This is a genomic window from Thermococcus sp. 21S7, from assembly GCF_012027615.1.
In the GTDB taxonomy this organism is placed as follows: Archaea; Methanobacteriota_B; Thermococci; order Thermococcales; family Thermococcaceae; genus Thermococcus.
Map to the genome: position 1 here is coordinate 32,086 of NZ_SNUT01000008.1, position 23,594 is coordinate 55,679.

A 23,594-nucleotide genomic window follows, 5' to 3' on the forward strand; every position below is an offset into this window, starting at 1 on the left:
TTTCACTGTTTCTGGAGGCGTATCTTTATCTCCTTCAGTATCTTCTCCTTCTTGGGGTACGGCTCGTCGGAACGTTCGTACGCGTTCTTTATGTCCCCGAGGATGAGAACCAGCTTTTCAAGGATGTCCTTGCTCTTGTTCCATGGCGTGGCGTATCTAAATTCAATAAGTTCGGCCAGCTCATCGATTGTGAACTCTCCAAGGTTAGTACCGTCCTCGCAATGAGTGACTGTTAGCTTCCCTTCCTCTATAACCAGTTTGATCGACCTTCCCATTTTCACAGTATCCACCAATTTATATTCTGTGATGATTGTATTACTTTAATTTTTTGGTTTTGGCTGGTCGGTAGAACACCACGAAAAGTTCTTATATCTTCACAAGAACAAATCATCAATTGGGAGGGCGCAGATGACCGTCGAGAGAATCTCAGTTGGCATACCCGGGTTGAATTCCATGCTCGGGGGCGGCCTGATTCCGGGACGGACGTATCTGATAAAAGGTGCCCCCGGTACAGGGAAGACTACCCTAGCCATGCATTTCGCGATGGCCGGTGTGGCCTGTGGAGAGAACGTGTTGTATGTTACGCTGGAGGAGCCGGCCGAAAATTTGAAAACCGATATGGAGCGGCTTGGCTTTAACCTGAGTTCTCCCAATTTGACTATAATAGACGCAACCCCGACCGCGGAGAGGTACGTCCTCGTGGAGAACTTCTTTGAGTCGTTTTCCGAAGGTATGGACAAGATGATTTCGGCCATAAAGGACCAATTCCGGCAGAGGTACTACCATCGTGTGGTTCTTGACCCGATAACCATGATTAAAATGACAACCCGCGAGGAGATAGAGTATCGGCGTGCCTTTTTGACCTTTGTGAAGACCATGACACGGCTTAAGACAACCGTTCTGATAACCTCCGAGCTGGAAAAGACGAACGTTGAGGAGTACTTGGTGAACGGTGTAATTGAGCTTAAGATGTTTGAGATTCAGGGCAAGCTAACGAGGGGTATACGAATAACAAAATTCAGGGGCAGTGGCTTTGATGGTACGATACGGCCGTACGAGATAACCGACCGTGGAATCGTCGTCTATCACGACCGCTTTATATCTCTACCCTGAGGCATCTATCATTGCCATTATCTTTCTGTGGAGCTGCTTTATCATCTCCCTCCTGTCCTCCATGAGAACCACGTCGCTTGAGCCTATCACCTCAAGGTTGAATGCGAAGGGGCTCGGGAGTTCGTTGTGCTCGATCACCACCCTTATCCTGCCCTCCCTGACCCAGCCGAGGAAGAGTTCGGCGCTTTCCACGTCCATCTTGTCCTCCATTATCTCACGGTAAACCTCCTTGAGCAGTGGAAAGTCCGGATGATTCTCCTTGAGCACTTTGAGGAGTGCAACGGCCATGACCTGCTGTCTGCCGAGGCGCTTGCTTCTGCCTACATACCTTCTCAGTATTAAAAGCCCCCTGTTCGCAACGTGCCTGAAGCGCCTCTTGAGGAGCTCCGTGTTGTCGAGGGCCTTCTTAAGAACCTCGCGGAGCTCTTCGATTTCAAAGAGCGCCCTTATCTCCTCCTCGCTCAACCTCTTCTCGGGCGGAAGGAGCAGGGCGAAGCCGTTGTCGTTTATCGCTATCCCGACGTTGCAGTTCTTCCGCTTGCTCACGAGGTAGGCGAAGGCCCTACTTAAGGCGTCGTTCGCGCGCCTTCCGATGAGGGTGTGGAAGAAGTAGCGGTTGCGCTTCTCCCCGAGGACTTCCTCGACGAGAACCGTCTCGTCGTCCGGAACCGTTGAATACTTCGCCTGCTCGCGGAAATAAGTCAAAATCGCCTTAGCGGCCCTCTCGTCTATGCCGTACTTTCTCATGAGCAGGCTCTTGGCGCGGTGGTTGCCCATTAAGCTGGCAACCTCTCTCCTAAAGCGCTGCAAGTCGAGGGCAAGGTCGAAGCTGAGCGGAAGCATCTCCGAAAACCATGCTGGAATGGTCGGCTTCGCCCCCTCGCGGGGGATTACGTAAATTTTATTGCCCCTGCTCTTAACGAATTCGTAGGTTCTGCCCGCCAAGACGAAGATGTCGCCGGGCATCAGCCTTTCGGCGAACTCTTCCTCAACCGTTCCAATCATCTGCTTGTCCATGGTGTAAACCCTTATCTTTGCCTCGTCAGGTATCGTGCCGGTATTCATGTAGTAGATGGCTCTCGTCATCTTGCCGCGCTTTCCGAACTTCCCGTCCTCCAGCCATATCTTGGCGTAAACCTTCCTCTCCTCCAGCCCAGCGTACTCCCCGGCGAGATAGCGGAGAACGCTCATGAAGTCTTCAAAGGACAGGTCACGGTACGGATAAGCGCGCCTCACGAGCCTGTATGCGTCTTCAACATTCCACACCTGATTGAGAGCCATCCCGAGGAGATGCTGGACGAGAACATCGAGGGGATTCTTGGGAATCCTTATCCTGTCGAGCCTTCTGTTCCTCGCGTTGTGAGCTAAGACCGTAACCTCGATCAGGTCGTCGCGGTCAAGGGCGAGGATTACCCCCTTGCTGATGTCGTGAAGTCTGTGGCCGGCGCGCCCTATACGCTGCAGAGCCCTGTTGACGCTCTTTGGCGAACCGATAAGAATTACAAGGTCAATTGTACCGATGTCAATTCCAAGCTCAAGGCTGGTTGAGCTGTTTTTCGAGACAAAGCCATTAACGGTGTAGTTTCCGGTTTCAGAGTTCAAGATGCCGTATGCCTCGGAGATGAAGACTGATTCGACAGATTCAACCCTGTCGAAGAAAACGTCCCCTTCAGCGAGTTTTCGAAGCTCCTCAATCTCGGGAATGACACTGTCCACGTCCTTCTCTCTGGCCACCTTCCCGTAAAAATCGAGCAGTTTCACTAGGTTTCTCCTGCTGATTTCACGGGTTCCGAGTTCGACTTTCATGGGATTGTAGACTCCCATCTTTTGAAGTCTGTAAGAGCTGATGCCAAGCGCTTCCCTTATCCTCCTCAGACGATTGCCAGCTCCAGGAATTACATCTGAATTTGAGTATCCACCGTCGGTGAGCTCCTTTATTTTCTCAAGTTTGGGACGCCAGGGCTTTATTAGCTCCCCAAATTCCCTGAGATATTCACCCCCCAAGACGGCAACGGTGTAGGATGTACCCTTTTTTCTTATCTCCCTCCCCCTGAAGAACTGCCGTTCATTGTGGTGCCTCCTCCTGATGGACGCAACGATTCCGAGCTGGAGCAAGAGATTGCGCATCCCTTCGGCGAACTCGGAGTTGAACGTAACGAAGCCCGCCGAATACACACGCCGGCCCTCTTTTATCTCAAGGTATCCGTCACCATCGAAGTAGCCGGAGAGAAACTGAATCTTGTGCTCCCTTGGAAGGCGGTAGAGTATTTCCGGAAATCTGCCATTGGTGGATTTCTTACCATCTTCCCCCACGAGTTCCTTGAAGATGTGAAGAAGCACGTTAAATGAGAGCTCAAGGGAGTACGTGCTCTCGTTTTGCTTTCTTATGCTCCCCTCGATTCCAAACTCCTCCTTGACGAGCTCTGCATAACGCTTAAGCATCTTCAAATCGCTGGAGAACAGTGTTATTGTGCCACCCTTCCACGAACCGTCAGCAAGCCAAAAACCTAGCAATCTGGCCAGTCCCGGTGTGAACTTCTTGGGCAGTTCGTAGCTGTTCTTGTCTGAGGTTATTTTCTCCACATCGTTTTCTTCAATGGTCATGCCGACTTCGCTGAGAATCAGCTTTAATTTACTCCAGCCAAAGGGGTATTCTCCCCTAAGTTGCTTTGATAGGTGACTCTCACTCATGTTCAGTCTTCTTGTGAATTCTTTAATCGAGCCAAATTTAGCCCGAATGTTCTTCTTTAACTCCCTTAGAAATTCGATCCGTAGATGTAGATAAGCGGAGTCTGGAAGGATTTCAAAAATGGACACTTCTTCATCGGGACTTGGTAACCTGCGCAGAACCCCAACGTAGTCTCCGGGTTTTAGCTTCTCCGCCTCAATCCAAGTGAGCTTTCCGTCCTTTATCGTCAGAAACTTATGTTCCCGTGTGGCTTCAACTTCAAATCCCAGCCTTGTCCTGAGCTTGACCCCCGTTGAGTTGTATTTAATCCGATGGGTTCCCTCGAATCTTACCAATCTCCCTTTAGAGTCCTCAATCCCAACGATCCTCTCGCCGTCCCCAACGCTGTCTATTCTCATGATTCCTTTCGAGGTGAAGAGTTTAGAATGGCCCGGGACGCACACAACCGCCTTAAGCTCTCCCCTCTTGAGCTTCTCCTCGACGTCCAGCCGAACCTCCCTCGAAAGGCTTGAGTGATGTGCCTCTATCAGCCCTTCGAACTCCGGATACCGCTTTTTCAGATTGTAGGCGACCCTCTCAGCCCCGCTCCTCGTGTTTGTGAATATGAGCGTTGTCCTGTGCTCCCTGATGAGCTCCGCTAAGCGGCTGTACAGGGCATTGCTGAGCGTCCCGGCGTCCGTATAAACGAGGTCGTCAACCACGCTCTCGACCCATATCTTCGTCTCTTTGGCGAAGCTGACGTCAACTATCAGGCCAGGCCTCGGCTTCCCATCGTCGTCAAAACCGAAGACGAACTTCGCGACCTCGTCCAAGGGGTGTATCGTCGCGCTCAGGCCTATCCTCACAAACTCTTTCTCCGACCAGCTGGCGAGCCTCTCGACGCTGAGCGCGAGGTGGGTTCCCCTCTTGTTCTCCGCCAACGAGTGAACCTCGTCTATGATGAGGTATTTGACCGTCTTGAGCCTCTCGCGGAACTTGGGGGCGTTCAGGGCTATGGCGAGGCTCTCGGGGGTTGTGATAAGTATATGCGGCGGCTTTTTCACCATCTTGCTCTTCTCGTAGCTCGATGTGTCGCTCGTCCTTATGCCCACCCTTATGTCCGGAATCTCATAGCCAAGCTCCTTTGCCACCTCGTTTATCTCGGCCAGAGGCCCCTCAAGGTTCCTCTTGATGTCGTTGTTGAGCGCCCTCAGGGGGGAGACGTAGAGCACGTAGATTTTATCCTCAAGCTTTCCGGCCTTGGCCAAAAGTATCAGCTCGTTTATGGCCGCGAGAAACGCCGAGAGCGTCTTTCCAGAACCTGTTGGAGAGGATATGAGCACGTTCTCACCCCTGTGGATTTCAACAACCGCGTAGCGCTGGGGAGGGGTGAAGGTTCCAAACTTCCTCCTAAACCACTCCCTAACCGGCTCGGTGAGTATCTCGAATATCTCCTCATCCGTGTATTCCCTCTCGGCGTAGCGTATCCTTTCCTCGCTCATCGAAGGTTGGTTCGGTTTTGGATTTTTAAGCTATTCGGTTATCTTAACAAACTTTTTAAGTGTCAATTGAGAACTAAAATCGGTGGGAACATGGAATTCCTGAGGCGCGTCATAGATGAGTTCAACAGACTCCACGGAAGCGAGGCCCAAGCGAGGATACTGCGAGTTGAGGGAGACGGGGCCGTCATCGAGTTCTCGGGCTCATTCTGTGCCACGTGCGGGCTCTACGACTACTTCGACGATATCAAGTGGGAAGCCCTGGACTTCGGTCTCGAAATCGAGCCCGTGGAGGTTTTGGAGGCCGAGGAAGACGAGTTCGAGCACGGCAGGTACGTGGTGAGGTACAGATTGGGAAATCCCTCTCCTTAGAACTCCCGGATAAAGATTAAAAGCTCCCCACCGGAATTCCCAACATGAACCCGCTCCTCCTCGGTCTCGTCGTCATCCTCCTCTGGGACGGCTACTTTTTCTTCAATTACATAATTAGTCTTTTCCGTGATTACAGAATTCGGGAATGGAAGCCCAGAGTCTCCATTATAATCCCCGCCTACAACGAGGGAAGGAGGGTTCTTAACGCCATCGAATCCGCCCTTGCCCAGGAGTACCCCGACTTTGAGGTCATAGTGGTCGATGACGGGAGCGAGGATGACACCTTTGAGGCCGCTTCATCTGTCAAAAACGCCAAGTTGAAGGTTTACAGGGTGGAGCACGGCGGAAAGGCGAAGGCTTTGAACTTCGGCCTCTCGAAGGCTTCCGGCGAGGTTGTAGTGACGACCGACGCAGACAGCCGTCTCGAACCCGATGCGGTTAAGGAGCTCGTGAGACGCTTCTACTCGGATGAAGTCCTCGGAGTCGGCGGCCAGGTCCGCGTCTCCGGAGGCTCTTTCCTTGAGATGGCGCAGGACGCGGAGCACCTCAGGATAGCCATGTTCCGCAGGGCCAAGGAGCTGGACGACCTGAGCCTCGCCCCCGGCCCGATAGCGGCCTTCCGCAGGGAGGCCCTTGAAAGAATCGGAGGCTTCGTTGAGGATATCGTCGAGGACTACGCAACCACAAAGGCCGTTAAGAAGTTTGGGAAAGTTGTTTACGCTCCCCGCGCGAGGGTATGGACGAAGATGCCCAAGAGCCTTGCCGTGCTCTGGCGCCAGAGGAAGCGCTGGTTTCTCGGCGACCTGAAAAACCTCGGGGGAGGCTTCACGAAGGATTTGGCCTTTCTGCTCCTCTCCGATGTTGTGGCGCTTTTCGATGTGATAGTTCCCCCGCTTCTCCTTCTCACCGGCCAGTTTGAATTCTTCGTCCTCTGGTGGTTCTTCGAGACCTTCACGATGCTTTTACCGACCCTCTTCGAGGGCGGAAGGCTGATAAACGCGCTCCTGTTTCCGGTTATAGTCTGGTTCTGGGCGGCCTTTTACCTCACCCTCCACATCTACGGCTATCTCTCGGTGCTCCTCGGGAAGGTATGAGGGGTACCGGGCGAAACCCTTTTAAGTGCTCACTTCCGTACTACATAGACTATATAGATTATGGTGCAACAAATAGACTATAGTGATGACGATGATAACGGCGCTCTTCATGGCGTGGGCGATAGGTGCAAACGACAGTGCAAAGGCCGTCGGAACGGCCGTTGGTTCGGGTGTACTGGGCTTCAAGAGAGCCGTGCTCCTCATAGGGATATTCACCACTCTGGGCGTTTTTCTTGGAGGTTCCGGCGTTTCCGGAACGGTCTCCGGGCTAGCCGAGGGCATGTCCGCGGGCGAGGTCGGACTCGTCCTCTTCAGCGCGGCCTCTGCCGTAACCCTCGCGAGCCTCTGGGGAAGGCCCATCTCAACGACCCAGTCCATAATAGGCGGTCTCGTCGGGGCTTCCCTCGCCCTCGGACTGCCGGTTGACTGGTGGACGGTTGGCAGAATAGCATCGGCGTGGGTTCTCTCACCCATTGTTGCCGCGCTCTTTGCGGTGGCTGTCTACAGGCTCTACAAGCCCCTGCTGAGAAGGATAAAGTGTCTGCGGAACCTTGAGCTGACCCAGAAGTGGCTCGTCTTCACCGCGGCGGCCTTTTCGGCCTTCAACCTCGGCGCCAACGAGCTCTCCAACGTCGCCGGGCTGATGGAAGGCCTCGGAATAGACGGTCCTTTTAAGCTCCTCCTGGCGCTTACCCTAACCATGGGAGCGCTGACCTTCAGCTACGACGTGATGATGACTGTTGGAAGGGACATCTCGCCCCTCGGGCCAACCTCGGCCTTTTCGAGCCAGTTCGGGGCATCTTTGGCCGTCAGCTCGGCCAACCTGATAGGCCTTCCCGTCAGCTCGGGTCAGGCCATAGTTGGGGCCATAAGCGGCCTGGGCCTCTACAAGGGCGAGCACGTGAACCTCAAACTCCTTGTGGGAATCGTGAAGGGCTGGGTAATAGCGCCGGTTTTCGCAGGTGCAATATCCTACGTTCTCATAACGTTCTTAGCTTAGGCTTTTAAACCGACCGCCGAAGGGCTTAGCGGTGTTGAGAGATGGTCGAGTTCAAGTTCGAGGTCAGGGCGAGAGATGCCGCCGGAAGGATAGGAAAGCTGACCGTTAACGGAAAAACGATAGAGACACCGGCGATAATGCCGGTCATCAACCCGAAGCAGCTGATAGTGACGCCGAGGGAACTCGAGGAGATGGGCTTTGGAATGGTGATCACCAACTCGTACATCATCTACAAGACGCCCGAGCTCAGAGAGAAGGCCCTCGATGTGGGAATCCACAGGCTCCTCAACTACGATGGCATTATCGAGGTTGACTCCGGCTCTTTCCAGCTCATGCGCTACGGCGGCGTGGACGTTACGAACAGGGAGATAATCGAGTTCCAGGAGAGGATAGGCGTTGACATCGGCACCTTCCTCGACATTCCGACACCGCCCGACGCACCGAGAGAGAAAGCAGAGGAAGACCTCAGGATAACCCTTGAAAGGGCTAGGGAAGCCGAAGAGGTCAAGAACATCGCGATGAACGCCGCCGTTCAGGGTTCAACGTACCCGGACCTGAGAACCTACGCCGCGAGGGAGCTTAGCAAGATGAACTTCGAGATTCACCCGGTAGGGGCAGTCGTCCCCCTGATGGAGAGCTACCGCTACCGGGACTTGGTAGACGTTGTAATAGCCTCAAAACTCGGTTTAAGGCCCGACAGGCCGGTTCACCTGTTCGGTGCCGGCCACCCGATGATTTTTGCTTTGGCCGTAGCGATGGGAATCGACCTCTTCGACTCGGCGAGCTACGCTCTCTACGCGAAGGATGACCGCTACCTGACGTCCGAGGGCACCAAGAGGCTTGAAGAGCTGGAATACTTCCCGTGCTCCTGCCCTGTGTGCTCCCGCTACACTCCCCAGGAGCTCCGCGAGATGCCGAAGGAAGAGAGGACGAGGCTTCTGGCTTTGCACAACCTCTGGGTAATCCGCGAGGAGCTCAACCGGGTCAAGCAGGCGATAAAGGAGGGAACCCTCTGGGAGCTCGTCGATGAGAGGGCCCGCTCCCACCCGAAGATGTTCGCCGCCTACAAGAGACTGCTGGAGTACAGGGAGTACCTTGAGAAGAACGAGCCGGTGACCAAGGCGAGTGCCTTCTTCAAGGTGAGCGAGGAAGCGATGAGCTGGCCGATCGTCCAGCGCGCTAAAGAGAGGGCCGAGCGTGTTGCTCAAAAGTTCCCGGAGAGGGTAAGCCACCCAATCTTCGGCGAGATTCCGAAGTACCTCAGCCTGAGCTACCCCTTCGCCCAGAGTGAGGGAGAGGAAGACTTCACCATAACCAAGCCCGCCGGGGGAGAAGCAAGGAGCTACATCATGGCCATAGCGGAGTACCAGTTCGGCGAAGGTGCCGGGGAAGCGTTCAGAGATGCATTCGTCGAGCTATCGCGGAAGACTGGCATGCCGAGGCAGATAAAAGCGAAGGGCAAGCACCTCGCGACCTTCAGGGCCGAGGACGGCCTCTTAACCCTCGGAATTGAAGGTGCCAGAAGGCTTCACGAGGTTCTGCCGTTCCCGAGGATGCGCGTTGTGGTTAACGAAGACGCGGAGCCTTTCGCGAAGCGCGGAAAAAACGTTTTCGCCAAGTTTGTAGTTGATGCCGATCCGGGGATACGGCCCTACGACGAGGTTCTGGTGGTGAACGAGAGGGACGAGCTTTTGGCCACCGGACAGACACTCCTGAGTGGTGAGGAACTGAAGGTCTTCCAGAGCGGTCTAGCTGTGAAGGTTCGCAGGGGCGTCGGGAAGTAGAAAATTTTATAACGTCCCTCCCTTCTCCTATTTCGGGCGGGCCCGTGGTCTAGATGGTTATGACGCCACCCTTACAAGGTGGAGGTCCGGGGTTCGAATCCCCGCGGGCCCACCATAAGAACCTTTTACCGAGCAAAAATCTGATCGAGGAGTGATTTTTTTGGAGAAATGATGAAATTCGCACCACGGTGAACATCATGCTCGCCGTCAAAGTCCCCAAGCGCGAAGCCGAAAGAACGCGGAGGAAGCTCATAGAACTTGGAGTTTTAGCTAAAGGGTACGCCGTCAAAAGAGAAGGTGACTTCGTTCTCTTTCCAGTAATCGGAGAAGTTGAAGGCTTTGAACTTGTCGAGGCCGAGTTTGAGCGGCTTGAGAGGAAACCTCACAGCTACCGGGAGGTCGTTGAGGTTCCGGAAGGGGTTAAACCTCTTCTCCCCAGCTCCTTCGATATAATAGGCGATATCGCGATAATCGAGCTCCCCGCGGAGCTGATGGAGTACGGGGAGGCAATCGGCGGGGCGATTCTTAAGGTGCACCGCCACATTAAAGCAGTCTTTGCCAAGGGCAGCAGGGTTTCTGGGGAATACCGGGTCAGGGGGCTCGTCCATCTCGCCGGGGAGAGGAGAACCGAGACGCTCCACCGCGAGAACGGGATAAGGTTGGCCCTCGACGTTGCAAGGGTCTACTTCTCACCGCGCCTCGCGACGGAGAGGATGAGGATTTTCAAGAAAGCCCAACCTGGAGAAATCGTATTCGACATGTTTGCAGGTGTTGGGCCCTACTCAATCCTCCTTGCGAAGAAGGTAAGGCGGGTCTTTGCCGTCGATTTGAACCCCTGGGCGGTTCGCTACCTTGAGGAGAACCTCCGGCTGAACAAAACCGGCAACGTCGTTCCAATCCTTGGCGACGTTAGGAAGGTTGCCGGAAAAGTTGAGGCGGACAGGGTTATAATGAACCTCCCCAAGTTTGCAGACCGCTTTTTGAGGGAGGCAATGCTGAGCGTTAGGGATGGTGGCGTAGTGCACTACTACGGCTTCGGCCCTGAGGAGGACCTGTTTTCGGAGCACGAGGCAAAGATTAAAGCAGCCGCGAGGGAACTCGGCTTTAAAGTTGAGTTCCTGGGGGAGAGAAAGGTCCGCCCCTACGCACCGAGGCAGTTCAACATCGCGATTGACTTTCGGGTTCTGAAGTGAAGAGAGGAAAGGGTTAGATGTTCCCTATCCTCTGGAGGACCATCCCCTCTATCCTTATCGGCTCCGTTCTCCTAGCGAGGACTATCGCCTGGTCGAGTCTGGCCTCACTCTCGGCGCGTATCGTGAAGAGGGGGTCTCCTTCCTTAACCTTCTCTCCTACCTTGACGTAAAGCTCTATTCCGGCCCCCTTGTCCTCCGGTGCTCCGGCTGCCCTTGCTATTCCCGTTATGGCCTTATTGTCTATCCCGGTTATGTAGCCGCTGACCGGCGCAGTGAATGTATAGGTCTTGTCCCCTATCGGTATCTCCTCCGGCTTGATATCTGGATTTCCGCCCTGTTCCTCTATGATTTCCCTCATCTTCTCGTAGGCCTTTCCGCTCTCCAGAATCTCCCTCGCCATCTTCTTGCCCATCCCCGTCGGCGCCACTCCTCCCATCTCAAGGAGAATGCCCGCCAGCCCTGTGGCCTTCTCTATCAGGCTTCCGGGGCCCTTCCCAGTCATGAGGGCGGAGAGGGCTTCCCTGGCCTCTAGAGCCGGACCAACGGTGTGGCCTATCGGCTGGCCGCCGTAGGTTATGGCCACTTCCACGTACTGGCCGAGCCTCCTGCCCAGCTCTATGAAGTCCCTGGAGAGGGCCCTGGCCTGGTCAACGGTCTCCACCTTGACGCCCTTGCCCGTCGGGATGTCGATGAGAACGTACTGGCTTCCCATCGCGTACTTCTTTGACATTATGCTGGCGAGCATGAGGCCGGTCGGGTCGATGCTCAGCGCGCGTTCGGACTTTATCGTGATGTCGTCGGCCGGAGCAAGGTTCAGGGCGCCGCCCCAGACCATACAGGCGCCTATCTTCTCCACTATGCGCTTTATCTCGTCGAGGGAGAAGCTGACGTCCGCAAAGACCTCGACGACATCCGCCGTCCCCGCGGCACTGGTGATTGCCCTTGAGCTGGTTTTGGGCACGGTTAACCCGGCGGCGGCAACAATGGGCACGACGAGTATGTTGGTCTTGTTTCCGGGGACACCTCCGATGCTGTGGACGTCCATGATGGGCTTCCTGTCTATGTCGAGCATGTCCCCAGTCTCGGCCATCGCTATCGTCAGCGCGGCAATCTCATCCATGTCGAGGCCGTTTATCTCAAGTGAAGTGACGAAGGAGCTTATCTCGATGTCACGGAGCTTTCTGTCCACGATGTCCTTGATTATCGCCTCTATCTCAACCTTCCTGAGCTTTTCCCCGCGCATCTTCTTCTTTATGTAGCGGACGCTCTCGGGAGTGCCGCTCGGTATAACGGTGACGACCTCCCCCTCGGAGAAGCTGTGAAGTCCGAGTATGTCCCTGCTTATCCCTATCTCTCCCTCCTTCACGAGGTTGCTCACGACAACGCTTCCGTAGACGGTTTTCTTTCCTGCTTCAATCTTCACAAGGTCATCCGGGTGGAGTTTGGCCTTCTTAGCCTCCTTCTCGTTGATGAAGACCGAATACCTCCCGCTGTACATGTCGAGTATCCTAATCTTGGCCTTCATGATTCTCCCTCCCTTTCACACACGAGTTCACAGTATTGGACAGAAGAGTACTTAAATGTTTTCAACTTATTGGTCGTCAAAATGATCACAGCCGTTCATAGAATCTGCAGGGAAATGTAAAAAAGTCAGCCGCTGAGGCCGTGGCCGTACTCTGCCACCGGAACCACGCTGTTCTTAAGCTCACCGGTGCGGAGGAGAACCCTCACAACATCGGGGACTATCTCTTTTACCGCGGGGGGCAGGAGTCCGTCCCCTCTGAGATAGTAGCCAACAACCTCACTGATGGGGGCGCTGACGAGCCTGCTCTTAAAAACGCGAACCACGCCATTATCCACCTCGACTATCCTGTCTGGATAGCCGAGCCTAACCTTCATAGCGCCCCACCCCCAGAATGGACTTAATACTAAAGGACTTTTAAAATTTAACGCCACAGAAATGTTTAATAACAAAAAGGTGAAAAAGTTTAAAGGTTTCTGACTTCCTCGTCTATGGACTCCTCCAATGTCCTCTCCCAATCATCAACGTCAAAGTCGACAAGTTCGCTTTCAAGCTCCTCCTTCAGGCTGGTGACGCGCCTCTTGAGGGCGCTCTTGGTCTCTTCATCATAGACAACGTAGTACGGGTTGCTCTTGGCCGAGTAGTAGAGCATGAGGAGGACTATATTAAGCACTATGAGTATGATAACGATGCCGTAGAGCAGTGCCTCGGCCATTACCTCTTCCCTCCGAACAGGGCTTTGAACACCCTCTTGATCGGGCTCTCTGGCTCAGGCGGCTGCCATTTGATCCCGGCGAGCTTGGCCGCGAGCTGTTTGATGGCTATGGCCGCCGGACTGGTCGGGTTCTTGATGACGAGGGGTACGCCGTAGGCGCTTGCGCGCTTGACCTCGGGGTCTTCGGGGATGATGGCCAGAACCGGCACCTCCAGGATGGCCTCTATCTCCTCCTGAGTCAGCTCGGTCTTCTCGTTGGTTACCCTGTTGAGTATAGCACCAAGCGGAAGGGTTCCGAGTTTCTCGGCGATAAGCTTGGTCTTGAGTGAGTCTGTGATGGCTGAGATTTCAGGGTTCGTGACGATTATAAGCTCCTTTCCGATGAGGAGTGCGGTGACGGACGTCATCTCAAGACCCGCGGGGGCGTCGATGAGAACGAAGTCTGCCATCTGGCCGATTTCTCTGATCAGTTGCCTGAGCTTCTCCGGCTTGGCCTTCTTTATCTTCTCAAGGCTCAATCCACCGGGGATGACCTTTACCCCAGCCGGCCCCTCGTAGATTGCATCCTTTAGGTCTGCCTCCCCTGCAAGAACATCGTGGAGCGTTATTGGGATGTCCTCCATACCGAGAACAAGGCTGAGATTCGCCATGGTTATATCGGCGTCCAGCAGGATGACTTCCTTTCCAAACTGGGCAAGGGCAACGCCCAAGTTTGCGACGGTTGTTGTCTTACCCGTTCCGCCCTTTCCTGAAGCAAAAACAATTGAACGGCCTTCCAAAGGCAACACCTCCAAGTGAGAGCCATTTCCTCGACAATTTTAACAATATCCCTCACGAATGCAACAAACTGAAGGTAAACTAGTCGAGTACAAGTTATGACTCCAATGCTTTTATTTTTTGCGGTTCATCCAGGGAGAGAAAAGAAAAGATGGAAGAAACGCCATCCGCGCCTTACTCTTGTTCGGCTTTCGCCTCTGCTTCCTTTTCAGCTTCCTCACGGACTTCCTTCTCTAGCTTTATTCTTGCCACTTCGGCGGTCTCTCCCAGGCTCCTGAAGAGCTTCAGCATCTCCATCGGCAGGGTGAGCACGATGACGTTGCTCTTGTCGCTGGCCACGTCGCTTATGGTCTGGAGCGTCCTGAGCTGGAGTGCCATCGGGTGCTCGCTGATAATTTCAGCCGCCTCGCGGAGCTTCTCGGCGGCCTGGCGCTCGGCCTCGGCGAGGAGTATCCTCGCACGCCTCTCACGCTCGGCCTCCGCCTGCCTTGCCATTGCCCTCTGCATTCCGCTCGGAAGCTCGACGTCCTTTATCTCGACCGTGCTGACCTTTATGCCCCACGGGTCAGTAGCCTCGTCTATAATCTTCTGAAGCTGAAGGTTGAGCTTCTCCCTCTCGCTGAGCAGCTCGTCGAGGTGAGCCTGGCCGATGACGCTCCTGAGCGTTGTCTGCGCGATCTGGCTGGTGGCCATTATGTAGTTGCTGACCTGGGTGACTGCCTTGACGGGTTCTATGACGCGGAAGTAAACGACAGCGTTGACCCTGACGGGAACGTTGTCCTTGGTTATGGTCTCCTGGACCGGGACATCGAGGACCCTGGTACGGAGGTCAACTATCACCGCCTTTTCGAATATCGGGATTATGAAGAACAGTCCGGGCCCCCTGGCCCCAACTATCCTTCCGAGGCGGAATATCACTGCCCTCTCGTACTCCTTGACTATCTTTATGGCGCTTGCCAGTATAATCAACACAAACAACAAAACTATGGCCAACACAACGTTTCCAGCAGTTACTAAGCCCATATTATCCATCCCTCCTTCCACCTATCCTTTCGACGATCAGGGTGAGCCCCTTAACCTCAACAACCCTGACCTTCTCCCCGACGGGGATGTCCCCCCCATCCCTGCTCTCCGCCTTCCAGAGTTCGCCGTGGACCTTGACGACCCCCTCCGGGTCGAGGTCTTCAACGACCCTGCCAACCGCTCCCACCATCTCCTCCCTTCCGGCCTCCGGTTTTTTCCTGTGCGCCTTGACAACCGTCGCCGCACCGAAGAGGAAGAACAGTCCGAGAAGTATCGCCATGACGATGATGGCTATTCTGAGCATCGAGTACGTTTCATCGGTCACCAGGTATTCACCCCCGTTTCCGCTGAAGAGCATGATTCCACCCAGGACGAACGTTACAACGCCCGCCACGGTGAACAGTCCGAAGGTCGGCGTCAGCGCCTCTGCTATGAAGAATATCATGGCGAGGACGATGAGTATGAGGGCGGCGCTGCTGTAACCGAAGTAGCCCAGACCGATGAGGCCGAGGACGAGCATTATGGCACCTACCGTCTCTGGAACGTGCCAGCCGGGCGTGAGGAAGCCAAATATGAGGCCGATGAATCCTAGGTTGAGGAGGAGGTACGCTATCGTCGGGTCGGTTATGTACTTCACGACCGTGTCCCTGAAGGACGGCTCGATGTAAACGAGCCTTGCGTTCTTGAGATGCAGCGTTACCTTACCCTTTCCAGCCACGGGGACCTTTGTCTCCATTCCGTCGGCCTTCTGGAGGAGTTCGTCAACGTTCGTCGCGATGACCTCGATGACGCCGTACCTCAGGGCCTCCTCCGGCGTCACACTCCTGTCTTCCGTTATAAACTCCTCGGCGAGTGTCTCGTTTCTCCCGCTGATTCTCGCGAGCTCACGGATGTACGCCACGTAGAAGTTGGTTATCTTGGGCGGCGCCTCGACGATGCTACCGTTCTGACCGTAGCCGAGTATCGGCCTGCATGCCCCTATGACCGTGCCCGGCGTCATCGCTATCAGGTGCGAGCTCAGGGCTATATACGTACCCGCGGAGGCCGCCATCCCGCCGGAGGGATGGACGTAGATTATGACGGGAACCTTTGAGTCCTGTATCCTCGTGACGATGGCCTGCATTGCATCGGCGCGGCCGCCCGGGGTGTTGAGTTCGATTATTATCGCCTCGGCATCCTTCCTCTCCCCCTCGCTGATGTATCTGTCGAACTGGTCAACGGTGTATCCCGTTATCATGCCGTCAACTTTGGCCACGTAAACCACGTTGCTTCGGGCATGGACGCTCGGAATGAGCATGAGGAGCATCAGCAGTGCAATCAGAGCAAACCTTGGCCTCATCCTTACCGCCTAATAGAAGGATACCACTGAAGGGTTTAAATCTTTTGCCTGTTATCCAAAAGTGATTTATACCTCCGACGTCAATCTTTTAATATGAGTTTGAAGACCCTCGTCAAGCTCTACCGCGTCGCCAGGGGCGATGAGAAGGTTGGGCTGGCATGGAAGCTTGTGCGGGAGGCGGCCAGGTATTCCATCCATGAACCTTATTGGGAGTTTCTCAAAAAGAGCTTTGACGTTCGCGCGGAGGATATAAAGGACGCCCTCCGCTTCCTCGAAGAACACGGAGAGGTTCAAATCAAACGCTCCATTGACGGTAAGAGGCTCTACGTCTCGACCCTAAAGGATATAAGGGAGAACCCCGTTAGGCTCGACCGATGGCTGGGATTGACCTGAGGAAGACGGCGGGCGAGATGATACGCAACGGAACGTGGAAGTTCGAAGACGGTGTTTTCTACCAGGCTTTTGAGAGCGGTATCGCCGGCTACGATGGAGAGGACTTCATTCTTCCCGATTCGTGGGGCAGAGGGGAAAGGAAGTCCGCGAAGGAAAAGCTGTCCTTTGTCCTCGGTCTCAAAACTGATCTGGATTCCTTCTACGCCGAGATAAGCGATTCCCCCTTCGCTTTCTTGGTCGACGAGTTTCACGGCCTCACCGCTCCCGCCTCACCGAGCACGTACCAGGCGCTGGTTGAGACGATAGCCCAGCAGCAGGTCAGCTTCGAATTCGCCCAGAGAACTATCGCGAACCTCGTGAAGCTCGCGGGCAGACAGGTGGGAGATTTACACGCATTCCCCGCCCCCGAGAGAATAGCGTCCCTGAGCGAGGAGGAGCTGAAAGGGGCCAAGCTCGGCTATAGGGCGGGCTACATAAAGTCCCTGACGGAGCTTTATCTTGCCAAAAAGCTCGACCTCGAACTCTGGGACTGGAACGTTGAGGAGGCCATCAAGTATCTCACGGGGTTCAGGGGAATAGGGAGATGGAGCGCCGAGCTTCTCCTCGCGTATGGCCTTAGAAAGAACGTCTATCCGGCCGGGGACCTCGGGCTCAGGAGGGGGATAGCAAAGATTTTTGGAAAGCGCGTTAAGGAAGTCCGTGAGAACGACGTGAGGGAAGTAATCGAGCCATACGGGAAGTGGAAAGGGCTTCTGGCCTTTTACATCACCTGCTACGACAGGAAGACCGAGATGGAGAGGAAGAGAAAATGAGGGAGGTTAGGATTGTCCTGGAAAAAGAGAGATTCAAAGCCCTGAAGGGGCACGACATCAACGCTCTCCTTCGCGAAAACCTCCCCCGGGTGGAGGATACACTGAGGGCCGAGCGCGAGGAGGTTCTGCTGGAGAGGATAGCCAAGCTGGAGGAGAAGCTCGGGGAGATGGAAGGGGAGATAGAGGAGCTCAGGGAATTCTATGAGAGGGCTTTGAGGGACAAGGAATTCATGATGGCCCAACGTGAGAGGCTGAAACGGGAAAACGAAGAGCTCAGAAAGAATGTCGAGGAGAAAAGGAGAGAGCTTGAGAAAGTTCACAGATCATGAACGGGCCGTTCATGGAGTGTGAACGAGATGAAGCTTATCATCAAGCCGAACAAGGGCTTCGGGAAAATCGAGGTCGAGATAAACGAAGAACTGTGGGGGGAGATAGAGCGTCTCGGCGAGAGATACGGCGTTTCTCCTGAGAGGGTCATAGAGATTGCCCTCGCCGGGGAGTTCAAGGAGCCCAAAGGCGATCTTGGGGAGCTTGAGAGGAAGGTGAGAGAGCTTGAGGAAAAAACATGGGAGCTTGAGAAGGAGTACGCCCCGCTCCGCTTCAAGGCCTACGGCCTGAGCGAGGACAACAAGATACTCGCCATCGAGCTCTCGGGCCTAATAGCCGAGAACAGCCAGCTTAAGAGGTTTCTGAGAATGAAGCCCGAGCGCAACGTCGAGCTGAGAAAGCTTATATCCTACTACCTCCAAGGTTGAACCGCGGATGATGACAGCGAATTGCGCGGATCGGTGAAGAGCAACGCTATCTGACGCCGTCCCGGGCGGGCAGTGACGATTCCAAGACGGGCTGAACCGCTCCGCGGTTGTGACGTACCCTATGAGCGCCGAGCCCGTCCGGGGCGTTTTCTCCGGCGCTTCTTTGGCAGCAGCCTCACGGGACTGCCGCAGTCGGGGCAGATTCCCTCCGGCGGCATCTCGGAAAACTTCTTCCCGCAGCCGATGCAGACGTAGTTCCAGCGGATGACTCGCTTTATCCCGCGCTTCAGGGTTCTGAACTCTATCCCTAGGGTTTTCGCTATGTTCTGCAGGTTGTAGTCGTCGGTGAAGAGAACCCCCCCGAGCTCGTACGCGAGGGCGAGAACCTCAAGGTCTGCCTCGCTGAGTTCGTTTAACTCGCCCGTCTTTCTGGCCGCTTCCCTTACAGCCTCAAGGCTCTCCCGAGATGGGGACAGAACCCTCACCTTTCCGGCGCTTATCAGCCCCTCTAAGAAAAGCCTCGACTCGGGGTCTTTCACCTCATCGACGACCTTCGGCGTCGTAACGCCTTCCACCTCGAACCCCTGAATGAAGACCGCCGCATCGATGACCTGAACCTTCATGGCCTAAACTCGGAGAAACCCTTTTTTAGATTTCCGTCGAAATGAAGCCGGTGGTGCGGATGAAGGTTGACCTGAACTCGGACCTCGGCGAGAGCTTCGGGAGGTACAAGCTCGGCCTCGACGAGGAGGTCATGAACTACATTACGAGCGCCAACGTTGCAACGGGCTGGCACGCCGGTGACCCGATGGTCATGAGAAGGACGGTCAGGCTCGCGAAGGAGAAGGGCGTTGCCGTCGGGGTGCACCCCGGCTACCCGGACCTTCTCGGCTTCGGAAGGAGGTACATGAAGCTCTCACCCGAGGAAGCTCGCAACTACATCCTCTATCAGATCGGCGCCCTCTACGCCTTCACGAGGGCGGAAGGAATCGAGCTCCAGCACGTCAAGCCGCACGGGGCACTTTACAACGCCCTCGTTAAAGAGGAAGAGCTCGCGAGAGCTGTGATAGAGGGAATAGCGGACTTCGATAGGAACCTGATATTCGTGGCCCTCTCCGGCTCAAGACCTGCAGAGATAGCGGAGGAGATGGGGGTTAAGGTAGCCCACGAGGTCTTCGCGGACCGCGCGTACAACCCCGACGGAACGCTCGTCCCGCGCTCGAAGCCCGGAGCGGTTATCCACGAGGTGGAGGAGATAGCGGAGCGCGTGGTCTCGATGGTCAAGGACGGTGGAGTCAGGGCAATAAACGGGGAATGGGTCGAGCTTAGAGCAGATACAATCTGCGTCCACGGTGACAACCCAAGGGCGGTTGAACTCGCGGCGAGGATAAGGAGGGTCCTTGAGGAGGAGGGCGTTAGGGTAGTGCCGATGAGGGAAGTCGTGCGGTGAGACCATGCAACCAACGATAAAACCCGCCGGCGATTCAGCGCTGCTCGTGTCCTTCGGCGAGGTCATCGACGAGGAAGTAAACGCCAGAGTCCATGCCATTGCCGATGCAGTGGAGAGGGCTGACTTTGAATGGCTCGTTGAGGTGGTGCCGGCTTACTCGACGGTCTACGTCTTCTACGACCCCATCAAGGCGAGCTTCAGCGAGGTGAAGGCAGCCATTGAGCCCCTCCTTCAGGTTCCGCCGGAATCCTTCAAGGGGAAGCTCGTCGAGATACCCGTAGTTTACGGCGGCCGGTACAGCCCGGATATCGGCTTTGTGGCGGACCACAACGGCCTGGCCGTCGATGACGTTATCGAGATACATTCCAAGCCGACCTACCGCGTCTACTTCCTCGGCTTTCTGCCGGGCTTCGCATACCTCGGAGGCATGGACGAGCGTATAGCGACACCCCGCCTTGAGAAGCCCAGACTGAAGGTTCCCGCCGGCTCCGTTGGAATAGCGGGGAAGCAGACCGGCATCTATCCCCTCGAAAGCCCCGGCGGCTGGAGGCTCATTGGAAGGACTCCGCTCAGACTGTTCAACCCTGAGAGGGAACCCCCGACCCTTCTAAGGCCCGGTGACATGGTGAGGTTCGTCCCAATCGACGAGTCCGAGTTCCGGGAGCTCTACGAGGCCGAATGGGGGAATGGAGATGATTGAGCTCCTCAACGTTCCTTCACTCCTCACCGTTCAGGACTCCGGCAGGAGGGGCTACCGAAAGCTCGGTGTCCCTGTTTCCGGCTTCATGGATGATTACTCCGCGAGGATAGCGAACTACCTCGTCGGAAACCCCGGTGACGCGCCCCTCCTTGAGTTCCTCCTCGCCGGCCCAACGCTCAGGTTCAACGCTTCCTGCGTTTTTGCTGTTGCTGGGGACGTTGACGTGAAGCTCAACGGCACCCCCGTAGAACCCTGGATGAGCCACTGGGCAAAGAGGGGGGATATCCTTGAGGTTGGCGCATTGAAAAGTGGGCTCTACGGTTACATAGCCTTCGCTGGAGGGATAAAGTGTGAGCCGCTCCTCGGGAGTTGCTCGGCCTATCCCAAGGCCGGGCTTGGAAGGCCGCTGAAGGCCGGGGATGTTCTGAACATCGGCTACGCGATACTGACCGGGAAGGATGGGAGATACCTCCCTCCGGAACTGAGGCCGGACTATTCAGCGAAAGAAAAGACCGTTCGCGTTGTTCTCGGCCCCAACCTCGACCACTTCACCGGGGAGGGGATAGAGACCTTCCTGAGCGAGTCCTACACCGTAACTCCCGAGTCCGACAGGATGGGCTACCGTCTCGATGGAAAGGCCATAGAGCACTCGGAGAAGGGCGCAGGGATAGTGACGGACGCCATACCGACAGGCTCGATTCAGGTTCCGGCCAACGGAAAGCCAATAGTGATGCTCCGCGACGCCCAGACGACCGGTGGCTACGCGAAGATAGCCGTCGTTTCAACGGCGGACCTCCCCCTAGTTGCACAGAGCCGGCCGGGGGAGAGGCTGAGGTTTGAGGCGGTGAGCGTCGACGAAGCCCGGGAGCTGCTGATTAAGCGCGAGAGAACCCTGATGGCAATCAGGGACTTCCTCGACGGTAAGATGCGCGCCTACAGGATAAGAACAGGGGAAGAAGAGATGATTGCGTTCACAAAAGTGGAAGGAGGAGGTTAGTCCTTCTTGCGCATGACCTTGACGACCTTGTAGGTCTTGCCGTCGCACTCGACGTCGTCGAGGATTTCTATTATCTTCACGTGGTCGCCCTCGAAGAGGCCCTCGGGCCTGAAGAGGTCGGCCTTTTCCTTGTCGCTGCAGTCCGCGAAGTGGAGCTTTATCACCGAGCCCGCTATGGCCAGCCTCGGCTCTATCGCGACCTCGATGCTCGGCTCGACGACTTCAACAACCCTAACCTTGCCCTCGTGAAGCGGACAGGAGTGTGAGGGCATGCTCCTTACCCGGAGGATTTTGTACCTCCTGCCGGGTTCGAGGTTTCCGACGCAGACTCCTGCGAGCTTGCACGTCTTGCACGGTTCTGCCGGGCCGTAATATATGAATTCAACCCCTGGTCTTGCCAGCTTTTCCCCAACTAACGTGATTATTGCCATTCCAAACACCTCCGTTTTGTGAAGCGGTGATCTTCAGATGACTCCTGTGATTTTAGCGGCCTTCTCGGCTGCCTCTCGCGTGAGACCGTCCTTCCCGAGGATCGTATACCTCTCGGGCCTTATCGTGTGGGCAATCGTGAGGGCCTCGATTATGTACTCCGGGTCGATCCCAAGTTCGTATGCGTTAGTTGGCGCCCCGACCTTCTTTAAGGTTTCCCTAATTCTCTCCCACTTTAGGCCGTGGAGGTAGGCCATTATTATCGCCCCAACGCCGACCTGCTCGCCGTGCAGGGCCGGTTTCGGTGCTATGGCATCGAGCGCGTGGCTGAAGAGGTGCTCCGCGCCGCTCGCTGGCCTTGAAGAGCCGGCTATGCTCATGGCCACGCCGCACGAGATGAGGCCCTTCACAACCTTTCTCACGCTCTCCTCGTTGCCCAGCCTTATTATGTCGGCGTTCTTTATCACCATCTTGGCGCTCATCAGACTCAGCGAAGCCGCGTACTCGCTGTAGTACTCGCCCTTTATCCTGTGGGCCAGCTGCCAGTCCTTTACAGCGGTCAGGTTGCTTATCATGTCGCCCACTCCAGCGGCTAGGTAGCGGTAGGGGGCGGTTTTGATGACCCTGACGTCGGCTATCACCGCCACGGGCGGCACGGCCTTGACGGAGGTCTTGGTTCCGAGGTCTTTGATGGATGCATTTGCACTCGCTATGCCGTCGTGGGAAGCGGTTGTCGGAAAGCTTATGAATGGAATCCCCGCTTTGAAAGAGGCGAGCTTGGCGACGTCGATTATACTTCCGCCGCCGACGGCTATGAGCCAGTCAATGTTATCGTCCCTGATTTTAGCAAGGGTTCTCTCAACCTCCTCCATGCTGGCCTCTCGAAGTACCAGCGCGTTTACATCAAACGATTCCCTGAGGCTCTCTTCGATGTCCCTTCCGGCTATCTTCTTGGTCTTTGGTCCGTAGAGCACTAGAGCCCTCTCGCCGAGGCCGAGCCTCCTCGCAACGTTAACAGCCTCCCCCTTGAGATCCTCGCCGAGCAAAACCTCCCGCGGGAGCTGCATCAGGTGCACTTTTTCCCTCACCGCTTAACCATAGGGTGGGAAAAGCTTTAAGGCTATCGGAACAACGGTCTATGGTGGTCGAATGGGGCTCTACGAGTTCTTTTACGAGTACTTCATCAGACCTATACAGGAGAATCAGGGTTACAACCTGGTGAACACGACTGTGTACGCCATAATCCTTGGAGTGGCGGTTCTTCTGCTCTACAGGATGCTCAAGCGGATGGGTGTAAAGGTTGACGACCGCTTCTTCAGGGCCCTCATTCCGTACATAATCCTCGGCCCGCTGATGAGGAGCATGACGGACGTCGGAATTCTGCCTAGAACCTACCTGACCGTCAGCCCCGGCGGCTACTTCGTCATAGCGGCCTTTGCGATAGCCTCTCTGTACGTCGTCTGGAGGAACTGCCCGGGTGAGAAGCTCTATTCCCTCTACCGGGACTTTGGATGGGTTCTGCTCGGCGGGCTCGTCTTCGTCCTGATAATAAACCTGGGGAAGGTTGACTTCAACCCCGGGGTCTTCAAATACTTCATCCCGGCGCTGATAATAGCCGAGGCCTTCATATGGCTCGTCTCGAAGAAGCTCGCCCTCGTTAGGGCTAACTCGCTCCTCTTCTACACCCATTTCTACGACGCGACAACAACGTTCGTTGGAATTCAGTTCCTTGGCTTCTGGGAGCAGCACGTCCTCGCGAGATGGCTGATGGATACCTTTGGAACGCCGGCGGTTATATACGCCGAGAAGTTTATTATACTGCTTCCAATCGTCTGGATACTGGACAGGGCCATGACGGAGGAGGACCAGGATTTAATAAACTTCGTGAAGCTCACGATGTTCATCCTGGGTTTTGGCCCGGGAACGAGGAATCTGCTGATAATGCTGATGGGTGGTTGA

Annotated in this window: 25 protein-coding genes and 1 tRNA gene; 15 read left to right on the forward strand and 11 right to left on the reverse strand. The window is 55.4% G+C overall.

The window, feature by feature from the left end; translation table 11 throughout:
- Window positions 1-2: 2 nt before the first annotated feature.
- On the reverse strand, window positions 3-275 hold the full coding sequence (locus tag E3E51_RS11865; RefSeq protein ID WP_240924337.1) for a hypothetical protein: 273 nt from the start codon (window positions 273-275) through the stop codon (window positions 3-5).
- 133 nt (window positions 276-408) lie between these two features.
- On the opposite strand from E3E51_RS11865, the gene E3E51_RS11870 reads away from it, so the two are divergent.
- Complete coding sequence (locus E3E51_RS11870) at window positions 409-1,113, forward strand: ATPase domain-containing protein (protein WP_167913319.1); 705 nt, start codon at window positions 409-411, stop codon at window positions 1,111-1,113.
- On the opposite strand, the gene E3E51_RS11875 is transcribed toward E3E51_RS11870, so the two are convergent.
- Window positions 1,105-5,283 carry a DEAD/DEAH box helicase gene (locus E3E51_RS11875; protein ID WP_167913320.1) on the reverse strand — a complete coding sequence of 1,393 codons (4,179 nt, stop codon included), beginning with the start codon at window positions 5,281-5,283 and terminating at the stop codon, window positions 1,105-1,107. The genes E3E51_RS11870 and E3E51_RS11875 overlap by 9 nt on opposite strands.
- Before the next feature lie 90 nt (window positions 5,284-5,373).
- Here E3E51_RS11875 and E3E51_RS11880 point away from each other — a divergent pair, with 90 nt between their 5' ends.
- From E3E51_RS11880 to E3E51_RS11905, 6 genes are all read left to right on the forward strand, one after another.
- On the forward strand, window positions 5,374-5,652 hold the full coding sequence (locus tag E3E51_RS11880; RefSeq protein ID WP_167913386.1) for a hypothetical protein: 279 nt from the start codon (window positions 5,374-5,376) through the stop codon (window positions 5,650-5,652).
- A 44-nt stretch (window positions 5,653-5,696) separates the two neighbouring features.
- On the forward strand, window positions 5,697-6,746 hold the full coding sequence (locus E3E51_RS11885; RefSeq protein ID WP_167913321.1) for a glycosyltransferase family 2 protein: 1,050 nt from the start codon (window positions 5,697-5,699) through the stop codon (window positions 6,744-6,746).
- A 91-nt stretch (window positions 6,747-6,837) separates the two neighbouring features.
- Window positions 6,838-7,746: an inorganic phosphate transporter gene (locus E3E51_RS11890; RefSeq protein WP_167913387.1), complete on the forward strand. Its 909-nt coding sequence runs from the start codon at window positions 6,838-6,840 to the stop codon at window positions 7,744-7,746.
- A 41-nt stretch (window positions 7,747-7,787) separates the two neighbouring features.
- Window positions 7,788-9,530, forward strand: a complete 1,743-nt coding sequence (tgtA, locus tag E3E51_RS11895; RefSeq protein ID WP_167913322.1) for a tRNA guanosine(15) transglycosylase TgtA — start codon at window positions 7,788-7,790, stop codon at window positions 9,528-9,530.
- Window positions 9,531-9,568: 38 nt separating this feature from the next.
- Window positions 9,569-9,645, forward strand: a tRNA-Val gene (locus E3E51_RS11900).
- Between the two features lie 82 nt (window positions 9,646-9,727).
- Complete coding sequence (locus tag E3E51_RS11905; protein ID WP_167913323.1) at window positions 9,728-10,723, forward strand: class I SAM-dependent methyltransferase family protein; 996 nt, start codon at window positions 9,728-9,730, stop codon at window positions 10,721-10,723.
- A gap of 13 nt (window positions 10,724-10,736) precedes the next feature.
- Here E3E51_RS11905 and E3E51_RS11910 read toward each other — a convergent pair whose 3' ends face one another.
- The 6 genes from E3E51_RS11910 to E3E51_RS11935 form a co-directional block, all read right to left on the reverse strand.
- The gene (locus E3E51_RS11910; protein ID WP_167913324.1) at window positions 10,737-12,248 is read right to left on the reverse strand and encodes an AMP phosphorylase; all 1,512 of its coding nucleotides are present in this window, start codon (window positions 12,246-12,248) and stop codon (window positions 10,737-10,739) included.
- A 125-nt stretch (window positions 12,249-12,373) separates the two neighbouring features.
- On the reverse strand, window positions 12,374-12,622 hold the full coding sequence (locus E3E51_RS11915) for a hypothetical protein (protein ID WP_167913325.1): 249 nt from the start codon (window positions 12,620-12,622) through the stop codon (window positions 12,374-12,376).
- Between the two features lie 89 nt (window positions 12,623-12,711).
- Window positions 12,712-12,960, reverse strand: a complete 249-nt coding sequence (locus E3E51_RS11920; protein WP_167913326.1) for a hypothetical protein — start codon at window positions 12,958-12,960, stop codon at window positions 12,712-12,714.
- Window positions 12,960-13,739, reverse strand: coding sequence for a cell division ATPase MinD (gene minD / locus E3E51_RS11925; protein ID WP_167913327.1), 780 nt, complete (start codon window positions 13,737-13,739; stop codon window positions 12,960-12,962). Before minD ends, E3E51_RS11920 begins: the two co-directional genes overlap by 1 nt.
- Window positions 13,740-13,911: 172 nt before the next feature.
- Window positions 13,912-14,760, reverse strand: a complete 849-nt coding sequence (locus E3E51_RS11930; protein ID WP_167913328.1) for a slipin family protein — start codon at window positions 14,758-14,760, stop codon at window positions 13,912-13,914.
- A 1-nt stretch (window position 14,761) separates the two neighbouring features.
- Window positions 14,762-16,099, reverse strand: a complete 1,338-nt coding sequence (locus E3E51_RS11935; protein ID WP_167913329.1) for a nodulation protein NfeD — start codon at window positions 16,097-16,099, stop codon at window positions 14,762-14,764.
- A 93-nt stretch (window positions 16,100-16,192) separates the two neighbouring features.
- Here E3E51_RS11935 and E3E51_RS11940 point away from each other — a divergent pair, with 93 nt between their 5' ends.
- Genes E3E51_RS11940 through E3E51_RS11955 form a run of 4 tightly spaced genes read left to right on the forward strand, consistent with a single transcriptional unit; the run spans window position 16,193 to window position 18,059 of the window.
- Window positions 16,193-16,492 carry a hypothetical protein gene (locus E3E51_RS11940; RefSeq protein ID WP_167913330.1) on the forward strand — a complete coding sequence of 100 codons (300 nt, stop codon included), beginning with the start codon at window positions 16,193-16,195 and terminating at the stop codon, window positions 16,490-16,492.
- The gene (locus tag E3E51_RS11945; protein ID WP_167913331.1) at window positions 16,474-17,304 is read left to right on the forward strand and encodes a DNA-3-methyladenine glycosylase; all 831 of its coding nucleotides are present in this window, start codon (window positions 16,474-16,476) and stop codon (window positions 17,302-17,304) included. The genes E3E51_RS11940 and E3E51_RS11945 overlap by 19 nt, the downstream gene beginning before the upstream one ends.
- Window positions 17,301-17,633, forward strand: coding sequence for a hypothetical protein (locus E3E51_RS11950; RefSeq protein WP_167913332.1), 333 nt, complete (start codon window positions 17,301-17,303; stop codon window positions 17,631-17,633). The genes E3E51_RS11945 and E3E51_RS11950 overlap by 4 nt, the downstream gene beginning before the upstream one ends.
- Before the next feature lie 27 nt (window positions 17,634-17,660).
- A complete protein-coding gene (locus E3E51_RS11955) occupies window positions 17,661-18,059 on the forward strand; it encodes a hypothetical protein (protein WP_167913333.1) in 399 nt (132 codons plus the stop codon).
- A 119-nt stretch (window positions 18,060-18,178) separates the two neighbouring features.
- On the opposite strand, the gene E3E51_RS11960 is transcribed toward E3E51_RS11955, so the two are convergent.
- Complete coding sequence (locus tag E3E51_RS11960) at window positions 18,179-18,682, reverse strand: type II toxin-antitoxin system VapC family toxin (protein ID WP_167913334.1); 504 nt, start codon at window positions 18,680-18,682, stop codon at window positions 18,179-18,181.
- Window positions 18,683-18,741: 59 nt separating this feature from the next.
- On the opposite strand from E3E51_RS11960, the gene E3E51_RS11965 reads away from it, so the two are divergent.
- From E3E51_RS11965 to E3E51_RS11975, 3 genes are read left to right on the forward strand one after another with little or no spacing between them, the layout of a single operon-like run.
- A complete protein-coding gene (locus tag E3E51_RS11965) occupies window positions 18,742-19,509 on the forward strand; it encodes a 5-oxoprolinase subunit PxpA (protein WP_167913388.1) in 768 nt (255 codons plus the stop codon).
- 4 nt (window positions 19,510-19,513) lie between these two features.
- On the forward strand, window positions 19,514-20,209 hold the full coding sequence (gene pxpB, locus E3E51_RS11970) for a 5-oxoprolinase subunit PxpB (RefSeq protein WP_167913335.1): 696 nt from the start codon (window positions 19,514-19,516) through the stop codon (window positions 20,207-20,209).
- The gene (locus tag E3E51_RS11975) at window positions 20,202-21,206 is read left to right on the forward strand and encodes a biotin-dependent carboxyltransferase family protein (RefSeq protein ID WP_167913389.1); all 1,005 of its coding nucleotides are present in this window, start codon (window positions 20,202-20,204) and stop codon (window positions 21,204-21,206) included. Before pxpB ends, E3E51_RS11975 begins: the two co-directional genes overlap by 8 nt.
- Here the strand turns inward: E3E51_RS11975 and E3E51_RS11980 are convergent.
- Both E3E51_RS11980 and E3E51_RS11985 read right to left on the reverse strand, forming a co-directional pair.
- On the reverse strand, window positions 21,203-21,637 hold the full coding sequence (locus tag E3E51_RS11980; protein WP_088180730.1) for a UPF0179 family protein: 435 nt from the start codon (window positions 21,635-21,637) through the stop codon (window positions 21,203-21,205). The two genes, E3E51_RS11975 and E3E51_RS11980, sit on opposite strands and share 4 nt — an antisense overlap.
- Before the next feature lie 33 nt (window positions 21,638-21,670).
- Window positions 21,671-22,711 carry an NAD(P)-dependent glycerol-1-phosphate dehydrogenase gene (locus tag E3E51_RS11985; RefSeq protein ID WP_167913390.1) on the reverse strand — a complete coding sequence of 347 codons (1,041 nt, stop codon included), beginning with the start codon at window positions 22,709-22,711 and terminating at the stop codon, window positions 21,671-21,673.
- A gap of 73 nt (window positions 22,712-22,784) precedes the next feature.
- On the opposite strand from E3E51_RS11985, the gene E3E51_RS11990 reads away from it, so the two are divergent.
- Window positions 22,785-23,594 (forward strand): DUF63 family protein, encoded by an 810-nt coding sequence (locus E3E51_RS11990; protein WP_167913336.1) that lies wholly within the window; start codon window positions 22,785-22,787, stop codon window positions 23,592-23,594.